The organism is Parasediminibacterium schistidii (assembly GCF_046546515.1).
Lineage (GTDB): Bacteria > Bacteroidota > Bacteroidia > Chitinophagales > Chitinophagaceae > Parasediminibacterium.
This window is the reverse complement of the sequence record NZ_JBKHKJ010000018.1, coordinates 84730-106795: the sequence shown is the minus strand read 5'-3', so window position 1 is coordinate 106795 and position 22066 is coordinate 84730. Positions and strand designations below refer to the sequence as shown.

The 22066-nt window shown below is 48.7% G+C and carries 13 protein-coding genes and 1 pseudogene; 11 read left to right on the top strand and 3 right to left on the bottom strand.

The genetic code is table 11. The features are described 5' to 3' along the window. Positions 1 to 19: 19 nt before the first annotated feature. From ACHFIY_RS11845 to ACHFIY_RS11835, 3 genes are all read left to right on the top strand, one after another. Positions 20 to 961, top strand: coding sequence for an alpha-E domain-containing protein (locus ACHFIY_RS11845; protein WP_410846306.1), 942 nt, complete (start codon positions 20 to 22; stop codon positions 959 to 961). 85 nt (positions 962 to 1046) lie between these two features. Next, complete coding sequence (locus tag ACHFIY_RS11840) at positions 1047 to 1580, top strand: hypothetical protein (protein WP_410846305.1); 534 nt, start codon at positions 1047 to 1049, stop codon at positions 1578 to 1580. A 62-nt stretch (positions 1581 to 1642) separates the two neighbouring features. Beyond that, positions 1643 to 2806 carry a YifB family Mg chelatase-like AAA ATPase gene (locus tag ACHFIY_RS11835; protein ID WP_410846304.1) on the top strand — a complete coding sequence of 388 codons (1164 nt, stop codon included), beginning with the start codon at positions 1643 to 1645 and terminating at the stop codon, positions 2804 to 2806. Positions 2807 to 3362: 556 nt separating this feature from the next. On the opposite strand, the pseudogene ACHFIY_RS11830 reads toward ACHFIY_RS11835, so the two are convergent. Further along, positions 3363 to 4172: pseudogene (locus ACHFIY_RS11830) on the bottom strand (recombinase family protein); the annotation flags it as partial. Between the two features lie 214 nt (positions 4173 to 4386). Here ACHFIY_RS11830 and ACHFIY_RS11825 point away from each other — a divergent pair. The 4 genes from ACHFIY_RS11825 to ACHFIY_RS11810 all read left to right on the top strand — a co-directional run bounded on the left by ACHFIY_RS11825 (position 4387) and on the right by ACHFIY_RS11810 (position 7009). Continuing rightward, entirely contained in the window at positions 4387 to 4932 is a 546-nt protein-coding gene (locus ACHFIY_RS11825) for a hypothetical protein (RefSeq protein ID WP_410846303.1), read from the top strand. 86 nt (positions 4933 to 5018) lie between these two features. Continuing rightward, positions 5019 to 5825 carry a hypothetical protein gene (locus tag ACHFIY_RS11820; RefSeq protein WP_410846302.1) on the top strand — a complete coding sequence of 269 codons (807 nt, stop codon included), beginning with the start codon at positions 5019 to 5021 and terminating at the stop codon, positions 5823 to 5825. Between the two features lie 29 nt (positions 5826 to 5854). After that, positions 5855 to 6676: an N-6 DNA methylase gene (locus ACHFIY_RS11815; protein WP_410846301.1), complete on the top strand. Its 822-nt coding sequence runs from the start codon at positions 5855 to 5857 to the stop codon at positions 6674 to 6676. Positions 6677 to 6739: 63 nt separating this feature from the next. Continuing rightward, positions 6740 to 7009 carry a hypothetical protein gene (locus ACHFIY_RS11810; protein ID WP_410846300.1) on the top strand — a complete coding sequence of 90 codons (270 nt, stop codon included), beginning with the start codon at positions 6740 to 6742 and terminating at the stop codon, positions 7007 to 7009. Between the two features lie 110 nt (positions 7010 to 7119). Here the strand turns inward: ACHFIY_RS11810 and ACHFIY_RS11805 are convergent, their stop codons facing one another. Together ACHFIY_RS11805 and ACHFIY_RS11800 are read right to left on the bottom strand one after the other, a co-directional pair. Continuing rightward, a complete protein-coding gene (locus ACHFIY_RS11805; protein ID WP_410846299.1) occupies positions 7120 to 7611 on the bottom strand; it encodes a hypothetical protein in 492 nt (163 codons plus the stop codon). Between the two features lie 326 nt (positions 7612 to 7937). Further along, positions 7938 to 8237, bottom strand: coding sequence for a helix-turn-helix transcriptional regulator (locus ACHFIY_RS11800; RefSeq protein WP_410846298.1), 300 nt, complete (start codon positions 8235 to 8237; stop codon positions 7938 to 7940). A 787-nt stretch (positions 8238 to 9024) separates the two neighbouring features. On the opposite strand from ACHFIY_RS11800, the gene ACHFIY_RS11795 reads away from it, so the two are divergent. The 4 genes from ACHFIY_RS11795 to ACHFIY_RS11780 are packed head-to-tail and all read left to right on the top strand — an operon-like array spanning position 9025 to position 22032. Further along, positions 9025 to 11205 (top strand): hypothetical protein, encoded by a 2181-nt coding sequence (locus ACHFIY_RS11795; protein WP_410846297.1) that lies wholly within the window; start codon positions 9025 to 9027, stop codon positions 11203 to 11205. A gap of 13 nt (positions 11206 to 11218) precedes the next feature. Continuing rightward, the gene (locus ACHFIY_RS11790; protein ID WP_410846296.1) at positions 11219 to 13825 is read left to right on the top strand and encodes a hypothetical protein; all 2607 of its coding nucleotides are present in this window, start codon (positions 11219 to 11221) and stop codon (positions 13823 to 13825) included. A 12-nt stretch (positions 13826 to 13837) separates the two neighbouring features. Further along, positions 13838 to 14938: a hypothetical protein gene (locus ACHFIY_RS11785; RefSeq protein WP_410846295.1), complete on the top strand. Its 1101-nt coding sequence runs from the start codon at positions 13838 to 13840 to the stop codon at positions 14936 to 14938. Positions 14939 to 14964: 26 nt separating this feature from the next. Further along, entirely contained in the window at positions 14965 to 22032 is a 7068-nt protein-coding gene (locus ACHFIY_RS11780) for a hypothetical protein (RefSeq protein ID WP_410846294.1), read from the top strand. The last annotated feature ends 34 nt before the right edge of the window (positions 22033 to 22066 follow it).

Genomic DNA, 22066 nt, shown 5'->3' with positions numbered 1-22066 from the left:
TTAAAAAAAGATTATTACCATGCTGAGTAGGATAGCAGACTCTTTATTTTGGACAAACCGCTACATGGAACGTGCAGACGGCATGTTGCGCTGCACCATGACCAATTATATTTTAATGTTCGACAAAGGGGTAAGCAACAACCTTAGCTGGCAGCATATCTTGGAAGTATTTACCAACTGCGAGGAGGAAGAAATTGAAGCTTTGAAATACAACACGGAAGGTGCTTTGTACAAACTGCTTTTAGACAGTAACAACACCGACTCGCTCAAAGTAGTACTAGGCAAAGCAAGGGAAAATGCACGTGGCATACAAGACAATATTACCAAAGAAGTGTGGGAACAGGTAAATGGCATGTACCACGCTATAAACGCCCCCCAGTTAGAAGACAAGCTAAAGGGCTATGATGCACTAGAAACAGCAGATTTGTTTTGCAAGGAAAGCATCATGTACAATGGGGTTACAGACACCACCATGCCGCGTGGTCTCGGGTGGAGCTTCATGAACCTTGGCCGATACATAGAAAGGTGTTTTATAACCCTTGAGGTAGTGGACAAATTTTTTAGCCTTATTGATTATAATATAGAAGAAGAAAAAGACATTTTGCAGTGGCGACCCATGCTGCTGGCATTATCTGGCTATGAGTTGCACCTGAAAACCTACCGCAGCAGCAGCCACAACGAAAATGCGCTGCACCAAGTGGTGTTTAACAAAGACTTTACACGCAGCGTATTGTACTCGCTGCTTCGCATTTCCAAATACCTTGTAGATGTACTGCAAGAAAACAATACCGAGCATAAAGATGCCATCATCAGGCGTTTTGGCAGGCTACTTAGCCAAGTAGAATACATGGATTTCAGCACATTGAACAAAGACAACCTGCAAGATTTTTTTGCAGAGCTGAAAACATCCCTTGCCGATTTCAGCAATTTGATTGGGCTTAGTTTTTTCTCTTATTCATAGAAAGTTAGCCCCAAACCTTTATAGGGTTTTGAGCCCTATAAAGGTTATCAATTGATTACTGCAATTTTTTCTGCATTTTTACACCATGCTCGGATTGAATGTTTACAAAGTCATTTCTTTTATTTTACTGCCCATCGCTGCTTTGCTGGGCATTAGTTGTTTCTTAGGCTTTTTCGTAGCTATTGCCAATCCTGCTGGGCTGCTACCAATTTGCATGATACTTTGCGCTGTCATTTATATTTTTGCCAGTTTTTCTTTTTTGCAAAAAGGTATTATCAAAACAAAGCCCTGCAACCATTCATTGAAAGACTGGATTAAGGTAAATGCTTATGTAAGCGTTGTGTTGGGGTTCATGCTGCTTTTAGATTTCATACAGATTGCGGCACAGCCCCATTTGCTAACCCAAGCAATACAAGTATTCCAAACGCAAGCAGCAACCATGCAAAAAACAATGCCCCCGGATGCAGCAAAAATGCAGGCGGCTACCTTGCAAAAAATGCCTGCCATACTAAAAGGCATGGTTTATTTCATGATTGTTTTTGCCGCTTTGCTGCTAACGCATATTGGTTTTACATTTACCTATTTAAAAAAATACAACCATCTTTTTATCGAAGTTTAACGCTTTTTAAAACGGTGTAATGACTATCTAATTATCTCCTATGCCTAATCTAAATCCTTATTATGCTGGTTAAAACCTTTGGCAGCGCAGTATATGGCGTGGAAGCCATTGCCATCACCATTGAGGTAGATGTAAGCGGCGGCAACCTAGGCTATTTTATAGTGGGCTTGCCAGACAATGCCGTGAAAGAAAGCATCCAACGGATAGAAAGTGCTATCAAGAACAATAAGTACGAAATGCCCCGCACCAAGCTGGTCATCAACATGGCACCGGCCGACATAAAGAAAACTGGTGCGGCTTTTGATTTGCCCATGGCTATTGGCGTGCTGGGAGCAACCGGCCAAATAGACGAACCAGATGTGCTGAAAGACTTTGTAATAATGGGCGAGCTAAGCCTTGATGGCAGCATTCAGCCCATAAAAGGCGCATTGCCCATTGCCATACAAGCCCGAAAAGATGGGTTTAAAGGCCTGATAGTGCCAGAAGCCAATGCACGGGAGGCTGGCATGGTAAACAACCTGCAAGTATATGGCGTGAAAGACCTGAAACAAGTAGTCCGCTTTTTGAACGAGGAGGAAAAAATAAAACCAGTCGATGTAAACACCCGGGAAGAATTTTTCTACAACCAATACCAGTTCGACATAGACTTCACCGATGTAAAAGGACAGGAAAACATTAAGCGTGCGTTGGAAATTGCCGCAGCAGGTGGCCACAATGCCATATTGATTGGCCCGCCAGGGGCTGGCAAAACCATGCTTGCCAAAAGGTTGCCCACCATATTACCACCGCTTAGCCTGCAGGAAGCACTAGAAACTACTAAAATACACAGCGTGGCTGGTAAACTGCCCGAGAATGCCTCGCTAATCAGCAAACGCCCCTTCCGCAGCCCGCACCATACGGTTTCCGATGCTGCCCTTGTGGGTGGCGGCGGCATACCGCAGCCAGGCGAAATATCGCTGGCGCATAACGGTGTTTTGTTTCTGGATGAATTACCCGAGTTTAAAAGAAGCGTGCTGGAAGTGATGCGGCAACCTATGGAAGAACGGCGGGTAACCATTTCCCGAGCCAAGGTAGCCCTTGATTTCCCGGCAAATTTCATGTTGATTGCCAGCATGAACCCCTGCTGTCGCGTTGCCTTTTTCCGGCATTTTGGGAAAAATCAAGCACGGGCGCGTAGGAAAGCCGTATGTCTATCGAATCCTCGCCCACGGTTATCTTGTCTGTAATAATCTCTATCACAGCCCTCCTTTCGTCAAATGGCAGCTCAGGCCACCGGGCATGAAGGTCTCTCGCTTCCTGCACGACGGTGTCATTTGACAGGTGCTGCACCCTAAGGAAATCTATCTCCGCTTCCAATTCAGGTATCTGCCTTTCTATCTGCCGCAGCTGCTCTTCCGCAGGGCGGTACACCCTCGCAAAATCGTCCTTGGAGAATTCCCCCGATACCCTCAGGCTGAGCCATTGGTCCACGCTCTTGGAAAGCTTGGCATACTGCGCTTGGGCGGTTTTCAGCAGGGCTTCCTTTCCGGCTATCATTGCGCTTGCCTTGCCATTGGCCGTTCCCGCATCGGCATCAGTCAGCAGGAATACCCGCAGCTGCTCGTGGAATATCTCGTCCATGTCGGCAACGGCTATCTTGCGCCTGCACTCCTTGCACTTGTACATTGGGGACTCGGTGTACACGTACATTTTCTTGCCGCAGGAACAGTGGATATACCCGGAAAGCAGGTAATTGACCCGGGGCCCAACATTTGTCCTTTTCCTTTCCTGCTGGTCCAAAATTGAATTGCACTCGTCCCATACCTCGGCCCTGACGACTGGCGGGCATGGCACTTCCACCCAGTCCGACTTGGGCTTTACCACCCATTTCTTTCCCTCGCCCGTGGACTTGGTGTAATTGGCAATTCGCACCCCCTTGGCCGAAGTGTCGCGCAAAAGCCTTCCCACCGTGGTATCGGAGAACATTGATCCGTTCCTCGTGCGGTATCCCAGCTTGTTGAGCTCGGATGCGGTGGCCTTCTTGCGCTTTGTCTTCAGGAATATCTCGTAGAGCAGCTTGCGTACCGGGGCTTCCTTCTCGTCAACGACCAGTTCCTTGCCGTCCCACCTGTAGCCGAATGATGCCGCGCCGCCCAGAGGCTTTCCCATCTTCGCGCGGATGGGGACAGATGCCGCCACGCGCTCTGCGATTTCCTCCCGCTCCCATTGCGCCATTGCGGCGATGATGGTGAAGAACAGCCTGCCCGCCGGGCTTGAGGTATCTATGGCTTCCGCAAGCGAAATCAGGTCGGCATTCCTCTGCCGGAAAATCTCCGATATCTCGAGCAGTTCCTTCGTGTTTCGGGCAAGCCTCGCCAGCTTGGAAAAGATGATGCCCGATATGGCTTGGTCGGCGATGTCCCGAAGCATCCGCTTGGTTTCGGGGTACTCCATGACAGACTTGCCGGAAAGCGCGTCCAGCCTGTACACCGTGACCACGTTCCAGCCCTTCGCTTCCGCGTACATCCTTGCCCTGCGCTCGTGGTGCTCGGGGCTCTCGTCCTGCACCTGCATGTCCGTGGATACCCGTATCCAAATGCCTACATTCTTCATTGCCTAATTTTTCCTAAAGGTACGGAAAAAACGAGCCGGATTGCTAACAAATTTAGCCTTATTTAACCTGATTTATAAATTAAGGAATGGGCATGGCTTTGGGATATTCAAAGCATTGAAGGCTTGGGCTGCTTTAACGCAGGCACCCTCTAAGCGGCAATCAGCCGCCGTCATTGTGCTTCCCAAGCTGTACATTTGAAAAAAATAACAGCCGATGGAACTGACCCAAGGGCAGGTAAGGGAGTTGGACAGGATGATCAGGGCCGCCTTGGACGAAACCTATGACAGGCACATGCCCCTGATAGCGAAGGCTGCCCACGAAAGGCCGATAGCCTTCTGGTTCGGGCTTCATTTCCATCCGCTGGTGGAGGCGTCCTCATTCAAGGAAGAGGGGATATTCATCGATTTCGATTGCGACCTGAATGGCGCCGATCCCAAGGCCGCCGATGGGATTGATGCGTTCACGCAGATCATATTGCATCACAGGGGGGACAGTGCCTGCAACATTGCCATGATCCAATTCAAGACGCATTGGAATGCCAGCGCCAGCAGGGATATACGCGAGCTGCGGAAATCCACCCTAGAGAACTCCAAGCACGGATACGGGCTAGGCGTATCCGTCACCTTGAAGAAAAGCATAGTGCAGGCGGCTGGCAAGGTCAGGTATTTCATAAAAGGCGAAGAGGTATTCAGGCATCTTGACTTTGCAGCCATGCCCGAAGCCAAGAGGACTGCAAATCCAAAAAAGCCGCAGCGATAATTATTGCACCTTCCTTGCCGCCTCCATTCCTTCATGCTGGGAAACTGCGGTTTTTTCAATCACCACCATAATCCTATCATTTGCAAATGAATCTCAAAATTGCCTTTATCGTTGCTGGCCTGCTGATTTGCAGGGCGTCCTTTTCGCAGGAAGATGCCGGATCATTCCGGCAGTACAGCTACCTGCTGTACGGGAAGGGTACAAATGGCATCGTGACAGGCTCTGCTGCGGGCACATGCTTCTTCGTGCGCAAGGGCGGCCGCCTTTTCCTGATTACCGCGAAGCACGTTTTGTGCGGGTGCGGCGGCGGAAAGAAATCCGAATATTACCCAGACAAGCTCATGGTGCGCCGAATGGGAGGCATGGACACGCTGGCTATCGACATAAGCCGCATCAGGGACACGGCAACCCTCATGGAGCCGTACCTGGAGCCTGACGTGATGGCAATGGAAGTACCCAATGACACTGCTATCAGTTCGGCAGAGCGTTTCCTCATGCCGCCATTCAGGAAGGTGGGGCGGCTGATAGCCTGCGGCTATTCGGGAAGCGCTGTCATGCGGGAGGGGCAGCTTACCAGCCCTGCCGAAGCATCCCTTATGAGCTTCCCCAAGGATTCCTACCTGATCGGCACGGCGCAAGATTCCGCTTCCCCCGCGATAGATTCCTTAAATTACTGCATCATGCCAAAAGGAGGTGCCAGTGGGATCGATTTCCGGGGATGGTCCGGATCGCCCGTCTTCATCGAGGATGCCAGGTCGAAAAAATGGCGCATCTGCGGCGTTTTTGTTGCCTCAAGCACCCAAAGGCAGGGCATCGTTTTCGCTGCCAAAATCGAGTATGCCTTGCAAGGGATAAGCAACCTGCTGGCAAGCGACCCCGAATTGCCCCGCTAGGAACCCCTTGGTATACTGGCGGAAAAACCATGGCAAAGAGAAAGAAAGGAACTGATTCCCCCCAAGCGACTTTTGCAGAGACAATGCATTTAATCGGCTACCGATTTTCATTGGCAAAGGCATTCGATGATTTCCTGACGATGGCGATTGCGGCATGCACCCAGAACCCAGCTACAGGAAAGTCCCACTACGAGGAGGAGTACCTCGAGGCTATCGCTTATTACAAGGATTCCGAATTGCGGCACGAGTTTCCCAAGGCATTCGCGCAGCTTGTCATGGAAATGGAGGAGCGCATGGGCTCGGGCAAGGGCAATGACGTGCTGGGGGATTTCTTCGAGCAGAACGTGTCCAATGGCAGGAACGGGCAGTTTTTCACCCCGTACCCAATCTGCGAGTTCATGGCATCGGCCGTCGCCGCAAAGGGTGCTGGCAGCGAAGCAGCCGAAAGGGAGGAGCCGCTGCGGATGCTCGACCCAGCCTGCGGCTCCGGTCGGATGCTGGTTGCAGCCCGAAAAGTTAATGGAGGCAATAACAGTTACTATGGAATCGACATTGACAGGGTATGCGTGAAGATGGCAGCCCTCAACCTGTTCCTCAACGGCATGTGGGGAAGCGAGGTGATGTGCGCGGATGCCCTGATGCCGCAAGATTTCGTGGTCTCGTACCGCATATCTTTCCTGCCATTCGGCATATTCAAGATCGTAGAGAAGGAAAAGTCCGTGCTATGGCACATGCACCTCAATTCTTTCGCAAGGAAGGATAATGACCCGCCTGAAGAGGCAGGCCCCAATGCAAAAAGCCCGACCTATCGCGCCCCTGACGGCACATCGACGCAGCTAACGCTGTTCTGAAATCCAAGCTCCCGCAAGGGGCTTTTTTGCCGCTTCAAGGGGGATCGGTACATTCGCGGCATTATGCCTGAATTTTTTGAAACGGAGATGGGATTCGATACGCTGCTTTACGGGATAGCCCAATACGGCATCCCTCAAAGGGAATATTGCGCCATCCAGTTCCAAGACGGGGCAGCCATCGTTGCGACTGTTTCCATTATCCTTATTCATAGGTTTGGCAAAAGCGACAAGTTCAAAGCCATCCCCTTTTCGAAGGATGACCTATCATTCAGGATTGCCTGTACTCCCATTGCCAAGAGAAAGGGAAACCCCAATTTGATGCCGCTGGTTTAGGTGGTACAATGAGCGACCGTACCGTGACCCGCATCGGGGATAATGGGAAAGACATTGGGAAAACAGAAAGCCGCCCAGCTTTCGCCAGGCGGCCTCGTAAGAAGATTTGACTATTCAATCGCATGATTGCCGTTTCCTTGCTGGCTTAACAGCCTAGCGACAGCCACGGCCTCGAACAGCTTGAAATAATACCTGCGCTTGTTCCGCAACTCCTTCCAGTGCAATGGTATGAGTTCGGGGTAATGCTCCGTCAGGCGCAGCATCATCGCCTTCTTCTTCGCTTTTGCCTTTTGGTGTAAGTAATCGAATGCTTCCGGCTGGCAGGCCGAAAGGGGTATGCCCTTCTGCAGGCAATGCCCCTGTATGAGCGCAATGAGTGCTTTCGTTTCCTTGTTCTGGTGATGTTCATGGGGTATCGCTATGGCGGCCTTGGTAATGGGGTGGAGCCGGTGGTACCGCTTCAGGCATCCCAGTATCCGGGCTGCCTTCGTCTCGGACCATTGCTCCTTGTAGTAGTGGACATTGCAATCGAGGAGGCTGCCCTCCCTGATCACGGCTATGCCGACTACCCTGGAGTTCGCGCTAATCCCCAGGACCGCCATCTTTTCCCTGCTGCGTTATGAGGAACGTGAACAAGGCCCCCCGCGACCTGCGTATCTTGGATTCCTGTATGCCCATCACCCGTGCAAGCACCTTTCGGAGGAACTCCTCCTTGTATTTCCGAGCAAACTGCAAGTATAGCGGCAATGCGTCCCTGTCATTGAGCGTCGCCGCTATCTCGTTCGCCAGCTTTATTTCGTATGGGTCGTATGGTGACATCAATGTGCGTATTGGCTATTAATTTGAAAGAGCCGTTCATGTCGATCGCTCTCTTTATCAATCGTTTCAATCGATATCGTTCGATTTCGATAGGATTTTTATTTTCAGGTCATAGGAAAAATCTCTCGTTGCTGATAAGCGACTCTTTCCGAGCCAACAGTTCCTGCTCCATCTGCCTGATTTCGCCTTTCAGGATGTCCCACAAGTCGGCGTAAAGATTGCTAGGCAGTGTCTTGTAAAGCAAGCTAAGCTGGAGCAGGTGCACCGTGCTGGGAAATGCGGCGCCCCTTTCCCACCGCGAGACGCAGCTTGTCTTTTTCAGACCGAGCATCCCCGCGACCTCCGTCTGGGAAATGCCCGCCATCCGCCGGTACCTTTTCAAACTGTTAGGAATACGACCATGTTCCATGTAATAAGGATAACAAACAAAGCCAGCTAAAAATAAGGGAGGGCAATTTGCCGTTTGGTGGCATCGGATGCTCCTTTTTGAGGAAGCCATTATGACAATTTGTAGTAGTAAAAATATTTTTTTATTGGATTGGTTGTGTTTCAAGGTAACCCAAACCTTAACATCAGGTTGTGGGTTGCGTAAAAACTGCAAAATTAGTTGCGTGAAAACTGCAAAAAAATACCGTGTAATTATTTACCGATACATTAGGACTTCTTTAACAATTGTCCCTATGTTTGCATCGGTTAAATTAAATAAGGTACCAGTGATTAGTGATTACAAATTGGTGGTCTTATCCAGAAATAAACCGACAAGACAATAATATAAAACTGGAAATTTAAACTGCTTTGTTATGGTTGGATAATGTATTATATGATTTATTGATACTGCCCATTAATAACCGTTAGAATTGCTTCACTGATTAAAATTTTGCCAGTTAATTGCATTAGACATGCCAATCCTATACTTCGTGGATGGGTAGTTGACGCCACTAGGAAAATCAGGAGGGTAAATTTCGAAAGATACTTTTCGGCACTGCTAAGAAGAAATACAAGCACGATTTCAATGGTTGCCAACCAAGCGGGTTGGCGGGGTTGGAAAATAAGTACAGGATGGGCAAACGGGTAAACAGTATGAGACTGCTGTGGTTTTTTTAGCTATAGCCAGATACCCAAGGGCAACCGAGAAATTCAGGATCAGTCCAGCTATTAACAAAAAATGAAACTTAAGAATATAAAACTATAATTCTATGCGTAAAATTGGACTGTTGGGTGGGCAATTTGCCCTTGGGATAGCGATGAAGGTAATGAAGCCTTTTGTTTTGTTGTTGGCATTAGTTTTCTGTTTGTGCCAAGTGAAAGTATGGGGGCAGGTATATATAAGTGCGTTCCCGTACAGCCAGAACTTTAATACAAACACTACTAGCTTGCCAACGGGTTGGCAACTGTATTCAAAAAATGGGTCTTTGTCAAGTGCGGCCGATAATTTAGTAACATCCTCTTCTTTCAGCAGTACTGGCCAATCAAATGTATATTATTATGCCACAGGGGCAGACGGGGGTATTGGGTTTCTGACAACAGGGACATTTGGTAGCAGCGCGAACCCAACGCCGCAAATCTTATTTACGTTCACAAATACTACAGGCAATACTGTCACCTCGCTAAATGTATCGGTAAACTATATGAAATATAGGACTGGTACGACACATGAAACTTTTTTTGTAACAGGTTCAAGCGGCATTGTGCCTTCATCACTGAGTTATACCTATATAGCGGACGCTTCCTCTGGTTCAGGTTCGTTGCCAGGTACATTGGTTAGCACCAATACGGGTACTATTACTGGTTTAAACATTGCCAACAATACAACTTATACACTTGCATGGAACTTGACTGGTGGCGGTGCAAATGCCCATGCGTTGGGCATTGACAATGTTGTTGTTTCCTTGCCTACCACAACTGGTGCTTATTTGCCCCTTAATGGTGGGGGAACAGTCACAAGCAGTGGCAGTAACCCTACGGTTACCATAAATTCGGGCAGCAGTGGTATCTCAGGTTTGAAGTTTACCCAACTACAAAACTCATCTTCCCCGTCTGTTGCAAATTTAGGCGTCGATAGCAGCGGTAAAGTTGTATCTGGTGGTGTAGGCAGTTTTACTGTGCATGGTTCAGACAATACCTATTACCCAGTTGCGTTCCCAGATCCCGGCTTTAAGAATAATATTGCTACAGAATTGGAACTGGGGCGCAGTAACGTGCATGAGAATACAAATTGGCTAGGGAGCATCATTGCAAAATTTAGGTACCATACCACAAATTGGGGAAATGGGTCGAATTTTATAGATGCCGATATCAAAGGAAGCAATAACTCTTTTGTTGCCGGATGGCAAGACGCTACATTGGACAATGGGCTGAATATAATAGTCATTTGGCTAAAAGGGGGGAACAGTGGCAATGGGATAACATACCACTATAGGGCAAATTTACCTGCCGTGCAACCTGTCGTTTATGACGATACAACTACCGGTGCCTCACACCCTCCCATTGGTAGTGTTGCTTATATCACAAAAACTGCCTTGGACGATTATGTGAGCAATTACGGCGCATCTTTGACTGGCAACATATTCTCCAACAGCCAGGATAACAATTATTTTTTGGGGAATGTTAATATCGGTACAAAAACTTCTGCTGATAGGTTGCATGTCTCCGATGGTTCACTAGGTTTGGACAATGGCCAGGGGAACCACCTAAAGGCAGGGAGTTATTTGACCTTAGGCAATATGGACTATGGGAACTGTCCTTATATTTCATTCAACGCATTGCTTACAAAATCGGATGAAGCGACTTCTACCAATGAATTCACCCCTTTTTGGGCTGGCGATTCCAATGCTTCGGGGCTAATAATAAGGGGGGATGCGGGACAGGCAGGTTTACATTTTATGCAGCGTAAATATGGCAATGTATCGCCATTGCCGGCCACCAACCTATCAAATTTCAAGGATGTGCTTACAATTGCCAATGATGGTAATGTAGGCATAGGCACGACCAATACAAATGACACGGCATATAAGCTTTTTGTGGAAACCGGTATCCATACAAGGAAAATACAAGTGGATGTTGACGCATGGCCCGACTATGTTTTCAACCATCGATTCAAAATGAAAACACTGAGTGAGTTGGAAAGCTATATTTCACTAAACAAACACCTGCCCGATGTCCCCGATGCCCGAAAAGTAGCAAAAGAAGGGATCAACTTAGGGCAAAACCAAGCTGTATTGCTCAAAAAAATAGAGGAACTCACTTTGTACATGATAGAACAAAACAAAACAATGGCAAAGCAAAAAGAGACAATGGATGCTCAATCCCAAGCCATTCAGGAACAAAACAAGAGAATGGAGAAGCTTGAAACGGAATTAAAGCTGCTAAAGAAATAAATTAAACCCTCTGATGATGCGCCCTTTTTTGGCAAAATGTAAAACATGGGCATGGGTTGCCCTTTACATCCTGGTGTGCATCATCGGTAACAAAACCTATGGACAAACAACAAGCAAAACGCAATTGAAAGACAGCACTTACGATATTGTACAAAATGACAGTGGCATCTCAAACGCCGTTGCCTACTTTGCTGCCCGGTACTCCATCGTGAAGCATGTGGTGGACAAGAAGAGCGGGTTGGACAATATCTACGTGAAACTGGGGTGGAAGGAATACAGGGTATTGGAGCTGGCTACGCCCATAGGCCATTCCCCAGTGGATGCACCCGCTAGGGCAAAAGCCAAGAACAAAGGCATTCCATTGCTGCGTATACATGGCAATGTCCTGTACAGCTTGGACTACCGATCCAGCATCGACACACCCTATGCGGAGAAAGATATCTACCAACATACCGTGCAGGCTTATATGGACATAACGGTGAAAGACAAGTACCCAATCCGTTTTTATGTCACCAACCGCTTCAGCAATTCGGGGTTCTTCAAGAATTTTTCGGCACTCAATTTCCAGTTCAACCAACAGCAGTTCAACCAGCAACTGAAGGGGCAGATGAAGGCAGCCATCCCCAAAAACCCGTTGGCGGCGGATACCGGGTTCTTGCATACGCTCCTCCAAAACAAATCCCTTGAGTTAAGTAGTTTGCAAGCATGGCTGAAAAACCCCGCCACCTTGCAGAAGTTGGTGGAGGCAAGGGAAGCGGCATTGCTGAAAGTGGCAAGGGGTAAATTGCTTGGCAAGGCCGATACCCTTGGGTCAAACAAGTTGCCAAATACAGGGTTCCCTACAATTGCAACCCTTGCCAACTTGGCAAAAGACAGTTTGATGCCCCATTTGGCAAACAAGGATACTACCGATAATGCAAAAAATGGAAATATAGCCGACAGGTACAAACAAAAGAAAGGCCGCGTAGATTCCTTGGGGGCAAAGGTGGGCAAACTCACAAAACTGTACCAACAGTTGAAGGGGAAAAACTACAAGGATATTAGCCAAGCAGGGATTGACAGTATTGGCAAAAAGGGCAAAAAGGATACTTCGGATCCGAAAATAGAAACATTCACGGAAGAGTATGCCCGCAAAAAACAATGGGCCGACTCATTGCAAGGGCAAATAGCCAGCCTGAAACAACAATATAAAACGGCAAAACAAATACAATTGTCAGACTCTTTGCAACAAGGGTATGCCATCGACAACATAACCAACGCGAAACAATTGCAGGCAAAAATGAAGGAACTGCACATGTCAGACAGCAGCCTACCAAAAGGGTACAGGCAATTGTTTGCCATACGATCCTTTGGCATAGGGCGGAACATGCTGGATTATTCCGAATTGACAGCAAAGAGCATCAGCGTGAACGGGGTGCAAGTGGAATACAACCCGTCCTATTATGTTGCCGTTGCAACAGGCTCCGTTGACTACCGTTTCCGTGACCTAGTTGTTGGCAACGGCGGGCCGAAGCAATATGCCACCATCCTGCGTGTTGGGGAGGGGATGAAAGAGGGCAGCCACCTGTTCCTGAGCTATTATTTTGGCAACAGGCAGCTGTACAATTCCTCCACGACCGTGCAAGGCACTACGATCCCGAACGGGAAACTGATGGGCTATTCGGTGGAAGGGCAATGGAAGCCGAACAAGGGAAGCTCCATCATCGGCGAATTTGCCAAATCGTCCTTCCCCTATTATTACCAGGAAAATGCAAAGGCAAGTTTGCTATCGGGCAGTTTCCGCTACAGCGACCGCAGCAACGAGGCATGGTCCATCCAAGCATCGTCCTTTTTGCCAAGGACAGCTACCAAATTGGGCGCGTCGTACAAGCATTATGGCAGCAATTTCCAATCGTTCAGCGTATTCACCACCGGTTCGTCACAGACAAACTGGGGTCTCAAAGCCGAACAGCCGTTCTGGAAGCGGAAATTGACAGTGGTGGCATCCGTGCACACGAACGATTTCGTGAACCCTTACATAGGCAGCAACTTCAAAAGCAGTACTGTTTTCAAGAGCATACAGGCAACGCTCAGGGTAAGGAAATGGCCAACGGTATCAGTTTCGTATTCCCCAAGCTCCCAATTGGTTAAATTATCGGGTGGGCAGTATTCCGAGAATACGTTCTATACCCTATGCGCCAATGCAACGCACTTTTACCAATACAAAGGGCTGGGCATGAACAGCACGTTGGTATACAGCCGCTTCTACAACAAATCCCCCGATTCCGGTTTCGTCTATTTCAACACGAAGAACCTGTTGTTCAGCCAGAACATCACCTCCCGGAAATGGTCTTACCAAGCAAATATGACTGTTAGTGCCAACACGGATTATACGTTGTATACAGTGGAAAATAATTGCCAGTACCGTGCGAAACAGTGGCTTTCGGTGGGTGCCGGGGTAAAGTACAACGGGCAGCCGAAGCCCTATACGGTATTGTTTGGCTATTCGGCCAATGCGACTGTGACCATCAGCAAATTGGGCGAGTTCCAATTGATGGCCGACAAAGGGTTCATCCCGGGCAGCAACAGGCAATTGGTAAGCAACAATATCGGCAGGCTGTCTTATTTCAAAACATTTTAAAACATTTATAGGATGAAACAACGGAAACGCCTTGTTACCCTCATCGCCCTCGCCCTATTGATGCAGGCCAGCGCAATGGCGCAAGTGACCATTGCCTTGCAAGTGCCGCCGACGGGCGTGATGCAGAAAAGCCAGCTATGGAACTTCCTGCTCGTATCCAGTAGTGCCACGCCGTTAAGGGTGGCGGTAAAGCTGACCTTATTGTCATCAAAGGACAACATGCCCGTCATGACGGCCACGTCAAGGGGCATCAACCTGCCCAAGGGTGCCAAACAGGTAGGCATCAACGATGTTGCCCCGGTGCAGTATAGTTATTTGTCATCCATGTTCAATGTGGACAGGAACCCCAACGGGTTCTTGCCAGTGGGCAATTTCCAGGCTTGCTACACGGTGATAAAGTTGGATGGGGACCTATTCACGGAATTGGGCGAGGAGTGCCTCCCCGTGGAAGTGGCACCGTTGAACCCACCCTTGCTCAACCTGCCCTTGGACAAAGACACGGTAAGCACGGCGTACCCACAATTTGCATGGCTGCCCCCTGCCCCTTTGAACCTGTTCAATAACCTAAGCTATGATTTTGTATTGGTGGAAATGCTGCCCAACCAGGCGACACTGGATGCCATACAGCAAAACATACCCGTTTACAGTTCTGGCAACAACAAGGCTTTGTCGCTGGCTTACCCCGCATCAGCCAAGGCGTTGGACAGTACCAAGCAATATGCCTGGCAGGTGACTGCCGAAAACAATGGGCAGCCAGTAGCCAAAAGCGAAGTGTGGCAATTTGTGATAGGCAACAATAATCCAAAGCCCCAAAAAATCTTTTCGGGGAATTATATACTCCTGAAAAAGGGCAATGAAAGCACGGGCATGAACATAGTGGAAGATGGCAACTTGGGCATCAAATACTATTCCTTCGACCAGGAATACGGGGCCACTATCCATATAGTGGATAAAGCAGGGAAAGAGATAAAACAGGTTACCCAGAAAATCATTTACGGCGACAATTACCTGTTATACAAGCTGGGCAGCCAATTCCAAACAGGGGGGCAATACCAAGTCTGGCTGGTGGATAGGCAAAACGGGAAACATACTGCCACTTTCACGATCAAATAATTTACTTAATTGACAATAGGAACCTTATGATCCAATTATTAGCTGATAAGTACCAAAGGGTAATTGCTTTTTTGATGTATGCCATATTTTGCCTGTCGATGGCAGTGCCTTCTTATGCACGTCCGAGCAGGGCATGGGCATCCGCAGGGCATTATGCGGCACCCTACAAGAAAGTGGCAAACCGGGAGGTGGCCAAGGAAGCTACCTTAGCAGAAAAAGCAGCAAAACCATTTGCCCCTTCCGTAAAAGCAAAGCCAGTCGCAACCGTTGCCCAACCTATAAGTGCCCGCCATGCCACAAGCCCTAGCAGGGTATTGATCGGCGGCCCCAACCAGCCCGAGATGTCCTCGTTCAAATCGATCGGGGCTGACAATATGGTGAACCTGTTCTCCGGTGATTTCAGCTACAATATCCCCTTGATGGACGTGGGGGGCTACCCCATCAACATGTTTTACACTGGCGGGGTCAATGCAGACCAGGAAGCCAGTTGGGTCGGGCTGGGCTGGAACATCAACCCGGGCAATATCAACAGGAACATGCGCGGCATACCGGACGATTTTGATGGCACCGACCTTTTGGTACAGGCGCAAAAAATGAAAAAGAACAAGACCTGGGGTTTCAGCGTAGGCGGTGACCTGGAACTGGTCGGGATAAAGGCATTCAAGGCATTCACTGGTTCCGTAGGCTTGGACCTCGGGGTTTCTTTCAACAATTACCTGGGCCCCGCATTGGACTTGAACGTGAAAGGCACGACCAGTTTCAAGATGGCGGGCTCTTCGGCTTCGGAGAAAAGCCCGGGTAGTATTTCAGCGGGCATTGGGCTCGACCTCAACTCGAGGAACGGCCTCACCATATCCCCCAACGTATCATTGACGGCAAACGCCAACGAAAAACATTCCACTACATCCTTCGGTGTCGGCCTTTCCACTTCCTACAATTCAAGGAGCGGCATCAAGGCACTGAAAATCAGCGAGCAGGTTTCCTTTAGTGCGGCAGAGAAAGCCAAATGCGGGGAGGATTCAAAGGGGAAGGTGTCCGAAAGCATCTTTTCAAATTCCATCAGTTTCGCGAAGCCGAGTTACATCCCAAGTATCCGCATGCCCCTGACCAATTCGGCTTTTTCTGGCCACGTGCAATATGGCGGGGCTATATTCGGGGTGGCGGCAGATGTGGAAACAGAGGTTTACTGCCAATCCTCGGAAGTTGCTGACGGTGATGTTACCCAGACAAAGCCCATGGTCGGCTACCTGTATTACCAGGATGCCATCAACAATGCCAATGCCGTGATGGACTTCACCCGGTTCAACGACAAGGAAGTGATGCCCGGTACGCCGATCATTTCCGCCCCGCAATACACCTATGACGTTTTCTCCATCCAGGGCGAGGGCACGGGCGGCAGCATCAGGGCCTACCGCAACGACCTTGGCTTTGTAAGGGACAACATGACCATTTCAAGGGACAAAAGTTTTTCACTTGGCTTCGATGCCGATATACCCGGCCATTTTGGGGGCAATTTCAACACGATAAGCACGCCCTCCACTGTTGGCGGATGGGTCAACGGCAACAAGCTCCGTACATCCACGAATTTCAAGACGGCGCACGATACTTATGAGAATGTATATTTCCGCAACCCAGGCGAAAGCAGCGTGTTGACCAAGGACCAGTTCGATGCCATCGGCGGTACCGATTTGGTCAGGTTCCGCCTAAGCGGCGACGGTGCCAACCCATCCATCGAACCCGTGCTGGACATGTTCAGTACGCTTGGCTATGCGAAAGGCGTGGCATACCCGACTAGGGATACGATTACCGAAAGGAAGAAGCGTACCCAGGTCATCAACTTTTTGACGGCGAAACAGGCCGATGCCGCAGGCTTGGACAAAAAAATAAAAAGCTACAGCAGCACCACCCTGTTAGGTACGGGCAACATATTGGCGTGCGACTCTTTCAGCAGGATGAGCGAATACAGGAAGGACCACCATATTTCCCAAATAAATGTGACGGAAGCCAATGGCAAACGCTATGTCTATGGAATCCCCGTGTACAATATAAGCCAGGAGGATTTTACTTTCTCCGTTGACGGGATGCAGGCAACGGATGGTGACAAGGACAAGGTGGCCGTAAACGATTCAAACTGGATGAAGGCCGGCGCCTCCCCTTTGCTGGCTGACGGCAGCAAAAAGGATGGCTACGTGGAATCCACCCAGACGCCAGCTTATGCGCATTCCTTTCTATTGTCCGGCCTACTGTCCCCGGATTATGTGGATGTCACAGGGGATGGCATCACGGACGATGACCTGGGTTCTGCGGTCAAGTTCAACTATACCCGCATAAAAAACAGCGATGGCAGTTGGTCGCAGCACAAGTGGCGCACACCGCTTACCCAGCATGACAGTGCAAATTTCAACCCGGGCAACCGTTCCGAGACAAAAGACGACAAGGGCATCGTATCCTACGGTGTACGGGAATCCTGGTATGTCCATTCCATAGAATCCAAGACCATGATAGCCGTTTTCAGGTTGAGCAACCGTGATGACGGCAAGGGGCCGGTGGATCATAATGGGGGTGTCTATACATCGGACAACTCCCTCAAGAAATTGGACAGGATAGACTTGTACAACAAGGCAGACCTGAAAGCAAACGGTACTGCTGGTGCCAAACCTGTAAAATCGGTGGTATTCCAATATAGTTACGGCCTGTGCAAGGGCACACCGGACAACCCTACCACAGGGGAAGGCAAACTTACCCTCGACAGTATCTACTTTAGTTTCAACGGGCATACGCGCAGCAACAAGAACAAGTATGTGTTCTCGTATACTGACAAGGACAAGAAGGGCAACCCTGATTACATGGAAAGCGCGGCCGACCGCTGGGGCACTTACAAGCCAAGCACCCTTAACCCGGCAGGCATGAAAAACAGCCTTTACCCCTACAGCATACAAGACAAAGCGGCGGCTGACACCAATGCCGGGGCATGGTCACTCAAACGTATTCTCCTCCCTTCCGGGGGGCAAATAGAAGTCAACTATGAAAGTGACGACTATGCCTATGTACAAAACCTGAGGGCAGCAGGGATGCTGCACGTGACAGGCTTCGGGGTAAGCCCCACATCCACGCCTTCCAACCAATTGTACAACCCGAATGGTGCCGACAATGATTATGTTTTCGTGAAGGTCCCCAAACGGTGCAACTCGGTGTCGGATGCTTACCAGCAGTACCTGCAAGGCATCAGCCAGGTTGCGGTCAAGCTGCCCGTATACATGCCCAAAGCCAAAGGGGTCGAATACATCGCATCATACGCTACCATAAACGGCTACGGCGTAACAAGCGATCCTTATACGATATGGGTACATGTGGACGAGGTGGATGGGCACAGCCCCTTTGTCCTGACTGCATTGGAATACCTGCGGCAACAACTGCCAGGCCAGGCATTTGGCGGTTACGACGTATCCGAAAGCTCGGGGCTGTTGCAAGTCGCCGATATGCTAAAGGGGTTCCTGGATGGTTTGAAGGGCGCTTTTGGCGACCCCATCAACCATTTCAAGAGCCAAAGCAAGGCCATGACGGTGAATACGGACAGGTGCTTTGCGAGGTTCAACAACCCCGACGGGTTCAAATACGGTGGCGGCCACCGCGTGAAGTCCGTTATGCTCAAGGATAATTGGGACAAGATGACGGGGCAATACAATTCCACCTATGGGCAAGTCTATGACTATACCACAACCGAGGTATTCAACGGGGCAGAAAGGGTGATCAGCAGTGGCGTGGCTTCTTATGAGCCGTCTATCGGTGGCGAGGAAAACCCGTTCCAGGCAATGCTGCAGGTATCCGATAGGGTGCCTTTGGGGCCTGCTTCCTACGGCTCGGTGGAGATGCCGGTGCTGGACGCGTTTTTCCCTGCACCGTCCGTTGGGTACAGCAAGGTCACCGTGCGTTCCCTGCAAAGCATCACTTATGATCCCACCATTAAAAAAACAAGGTCGGGCATAGGCAAGCAGGTAACGGAATATTATACCGCCAAGGATTACCCCGTATACTACAGCAATACGGCCTTGGACCCTGCCAGCGACAGGCAGTCGCACGCCTCGTCCTCATCGGCGTTCTTTTACAAGTACCAATATGACTATAGGGCTTTGTCGCAAGGTTTCCTTGTCGCAACAAACGACATGCACGGCAAGATGAAGTCCCAGTCCTCCTACCCGGAAAACGACACCGCCACACGTATAAGTTACACCGAGAATTTTTATAGCAATACGGGCAACAAAGGCCTGGGGCAAACCTATGATTTCATCAGCAACGCGAAAGGCGGGGAAATAAGCGCGGGCAACATGGGCATAGACGTGGAATTGATGACGGATGCAAGGGAGTTCTCCGTGCAAAGCAATAGCCTGGAAGTGCAGGCGCAGGCCGACCTGTTCCCGATCATATTCCCCTTTTGGATACCGACTATATGGCCTGTATCCGGCAACAGCGAAAATACCTACCGTGCGGTAACGACAACGAAAGTAGTCAGCTACCACAGCATACTGGACAGCGTGGTGGTCATAGACAAGGGCAGCCATGTATCCACCAACAACTTGGTTTATGATGCCGAAACTGGCAACGTGGTGGTGAACCAGACAAACAACGAGTTCAACCAGCCAATATACACCACTTCTTACCCTGCTTATTGGGCATATAGCGGCATGGGCCTGGCCTACAAGAATATCGGGGCTGTTTATTCCGGCATCAATTTCAGTGACGGGAAGATTGTAAATACAGGGTTTAACCAGTCCATATTCGAAAGCGGCGACGAATTATTGGTACAGGGTGCAGCCAATGCATCGCCAGATTGCCACCCGGTGACCACTGGCGTTAGCATGCTATGGGCTTATGATACTGCAAAGAACAGTTCATCCCTCACCAACCCTTCACCCCAGCTAGTGTTCATGGACGCTTCCGGGAAATTATATACCAATACAGGCGTAACCTTTACCATTATACGTAGCGGACACCGGAACATGCTGGATGCGCAGGCTTCCAGCGTTACTTCCATGGCTAGCCCGCTTGTTACGGTTGCGGGGGTGAAAAAACTTGCAATAGGAGCATCTTCCAATGTGATCAATGCCAGTGCCTCGGAATACAAAGAGAAGTGGCAGGTGGACCATACTATATTGCCATCACTTAGTACTGTGCCTTATGGGGATTGTGGTTTCATGGATGTGCAGGATTGCAATGGCGACCATTTGGAAAGGGTAATCAACCCGTATAGGAAGGGGTTGCTTGGTAGCTTCAAGCCTTTCCAAAGCAAGATTTTTTATGGCGACAGGCAGGAATCGAACCCTTCAAGTGCTACAAACTTGCCAACCAACGGTTATTTGAGTTCTTTCAAGTTGTATTGGGATTTTAATTCGGCCAATAATTTGGTTCCGGACTTGAACAGCAGCAAATGGGTATGGAACAGCCAATTGGCAAAAGTCAACGCAAAATCGCAGGAACTGGAGACTAAAAATGCCTTGGGCATTTATACAGCAGCCCAATATGGATATGACAAAAGCCTGCCAGTTGCAATAACCAGCAATAGTCGTTCTTCGGAATCTGCTTTTGAAGGTTTTGAAGACAATGCTTACAATTGCAACCTTGATATGGAGGATGCGGAAAACTGCAGCAATTACAAGCAATTCGACTTGTCAGCATTGGGGACGGTTGTAAGCCTAAAGGACAGCAGTTTTTCCGCACATTCTGGGAAGTCCGTGTTGAGGGTAGATGCCAATCGCTTACTGACACTGCCAATTACATCTGCATGCAACGATTACAATTTCAAATTGCTGAATGATACTATCAGAAAGCTTACCAATCCTGGAAATAATGTTAAGATTGATTGGAAGACCCCATCATGTTATACAGATACTGTTAATGTTGCGACTTATGATGATTATTCAAAAGGGATGGAATTACAAGTAGGTCAAAACACTGACCTTAGTTCTTTCTGTAATACTGAAGCGGAGGATCCTATAACTGGCAGTTCTTCTTTTGAAGTTTCTGAAAATCATTATATTAAAATAGACAATGATGGTTTATATAACATCGACTTTGGCATAAACATAAACAACAGTCATGATTCAAGTAGTAATTATTATTATAGTACCTCATATTATATAGATCAACTTGGTGCACATTGTGCACTTATAGAGTCTAATAATGGTCTGTCAATGCCGGTGGCACCAGGAGTTTCATGTATCTATGATTATTTTATGAATGAAGCCTCCTTTGATTTTAATTTAACTTCATTGGCTGATAAATCGAATCCTACTATAATTTGGGATGGCAGCACAACTACCTTAGCTCATAGTGACGGGTCTGCACACGCTACTATGTATTTAAAAAAAGGGGTTTACCAGATAATTGATACCTGTAAAAATCAGCACAGTGATTATTTTGAATTTGTTGCTTATACAGGTGGTATCGAAATAATCCAACAGTATTTAACTTTTTTTGTAAAGGTTACTAATGCTTGCTACCCTTCTGTGCCTATACCGGGATACAAAACAAGCATTTCGAATGGCTGCACCTCCACCACCCCCATCCCCGCCGACTCCAACATGCTCAACCCCACTTTCTCCATCCCACCAAACCAAAAAATGGTATTCAGCGCATGGGTAAGGGAAAGCTGCACCGCTAGCCCTTGCGTCAAAGCATCTTACGACAGCAACCAGGTACGGTTTGTTTATAATACTACCGATGGCAGCAGCATAGATTCTGTTACAATCAAGCCTTCCGGCGGCGTGATAGACGGCTGGCAGCGGTACGAAGGCTATTTTACCGCCCCGGCAAATGCCACCAGCATGGGCATGAAATTCATCAACAAAAGCAGCAGTCCCATTTATTTCGACGACATCCGCATCCATCCCTACAATGCGAACATGAAAAGCTATGTGTACGACCCGATCAACCTGCGGCTGGTAGCCGAACTGGATGCGAACAATTATGCCACTTTCTATGAATACGACGAGGAGGGCACATTGGTGCGTACCAAGGCAGAAACGAAGCAGGGCATCAAGACGATAAAGGAAACCAGGAGCGCCAAACAGAAGCAGATAGACAAGGTGGTGGACTAACGCCAATTATAAGTGAATTTATAGTGCTTGAATG

What these genes read in the sequence shown, in the direction of transcription:
- ACHFIY_RS11820 (WP_410846302.1), top strand. Translation starts at nt 5,019, where the DNA reads ATGAATCTCAAAATTGCCTTTATCGTTGCTGGCCTGCTGATTTGCAGG.
- ACHFIY_RS11805 (WP_410846299.1), bottom strand. Translation starts at nt 7,611, where the DNA reads ATGGCGGTCCTGGGGATTAGCGCGAACTCCAGGGTAGTCGGCATAGCC.
- ACHFIY_RS11790 (WP_410846296.1), top strand. Translation starts at nt 11,219, where the DNA reads ATGATGCGCCCTTTTTTGGCAAAATGTAAAACATGGGCATGGGTTGCC.
- ACHFIY_RS11840 (WP_410846305.1), top strand. Translation starts at nt 1,047, where the DNA reads ATGCTCGGATTGAATGTTTACAAAGTCATTTCTTTTATTTTACTGCCC.
- ACHFIY_RS11795 (WP_410846297.1), top strand. Translation starts at nt 9,025, where the DNA reads ATGCGTAAAATTGGACTGTTGGGTGGGCAATTTGCCCTTGGGATAGCG.
- ACHFIY_RS11835 (WP_410846304.1), top strand. Translation starts at nt 1,643, where the DNA reads ATGCTGGTTAAAACCTTTGGCAGCGCAGTATATGGCGTGGAAGCCATT.
- ACHFIY_RS11810 (WP_410846300.1), top strand. Translation starts at nt 6,740, where the DNA reads ATGCCTGAATTTTTTGAAACGGAGATGGGATTCGATACGCTGCTTTAC.
- ACHFIY_RS11780 (WP_410846294.1), top strand. Translation starts at nt 14,965, where the DNA reads ATGATCCAATTATTAGCTGATAAGTACCAAAGGGTAATTGCTTTTTTG.
- ACHFIY_RS11815 (WP_410846301.1), top strand. Translation starts at nt 5,855, where the DNA reads ATGGCAAAGAGAAAGAAAGGAACTGATTCCCCCCAAGCGACTTTTGCA.
- ACHFIY_RS11800 (WP_410846298.1), bottom strand. Translation starts at nt 8,237, where the DNA reads ATGGAACATGGTCGTATTCCTAACAGTTTGAAAAGGTACCGGCGGATG.
- ACHFIY_RS11785 (WP_410846295.1), top strand. Translation starts at nt 13,838, where the DNA reads ATGAAACAACGGAAACGCCTTGTTACCCTCATCGCCCTCGCCCTATTG.
- ACHFIY_RS11845 (WP_410846306.1), top strand. Translation starts at nt 20, where the DNA reads ATGCTGAGTAGGATAGCAGACTCTTTATTTTGGACAAACCGCTACATG.
- ACHFIY_RS11825 (WP_410846303.1), top strand. Translation starts at nt 4,387, where the DNA reads ATGGAACTGACCCAAGGGCAGGTAAGGGAGTTGGACAGGATGATCAGG.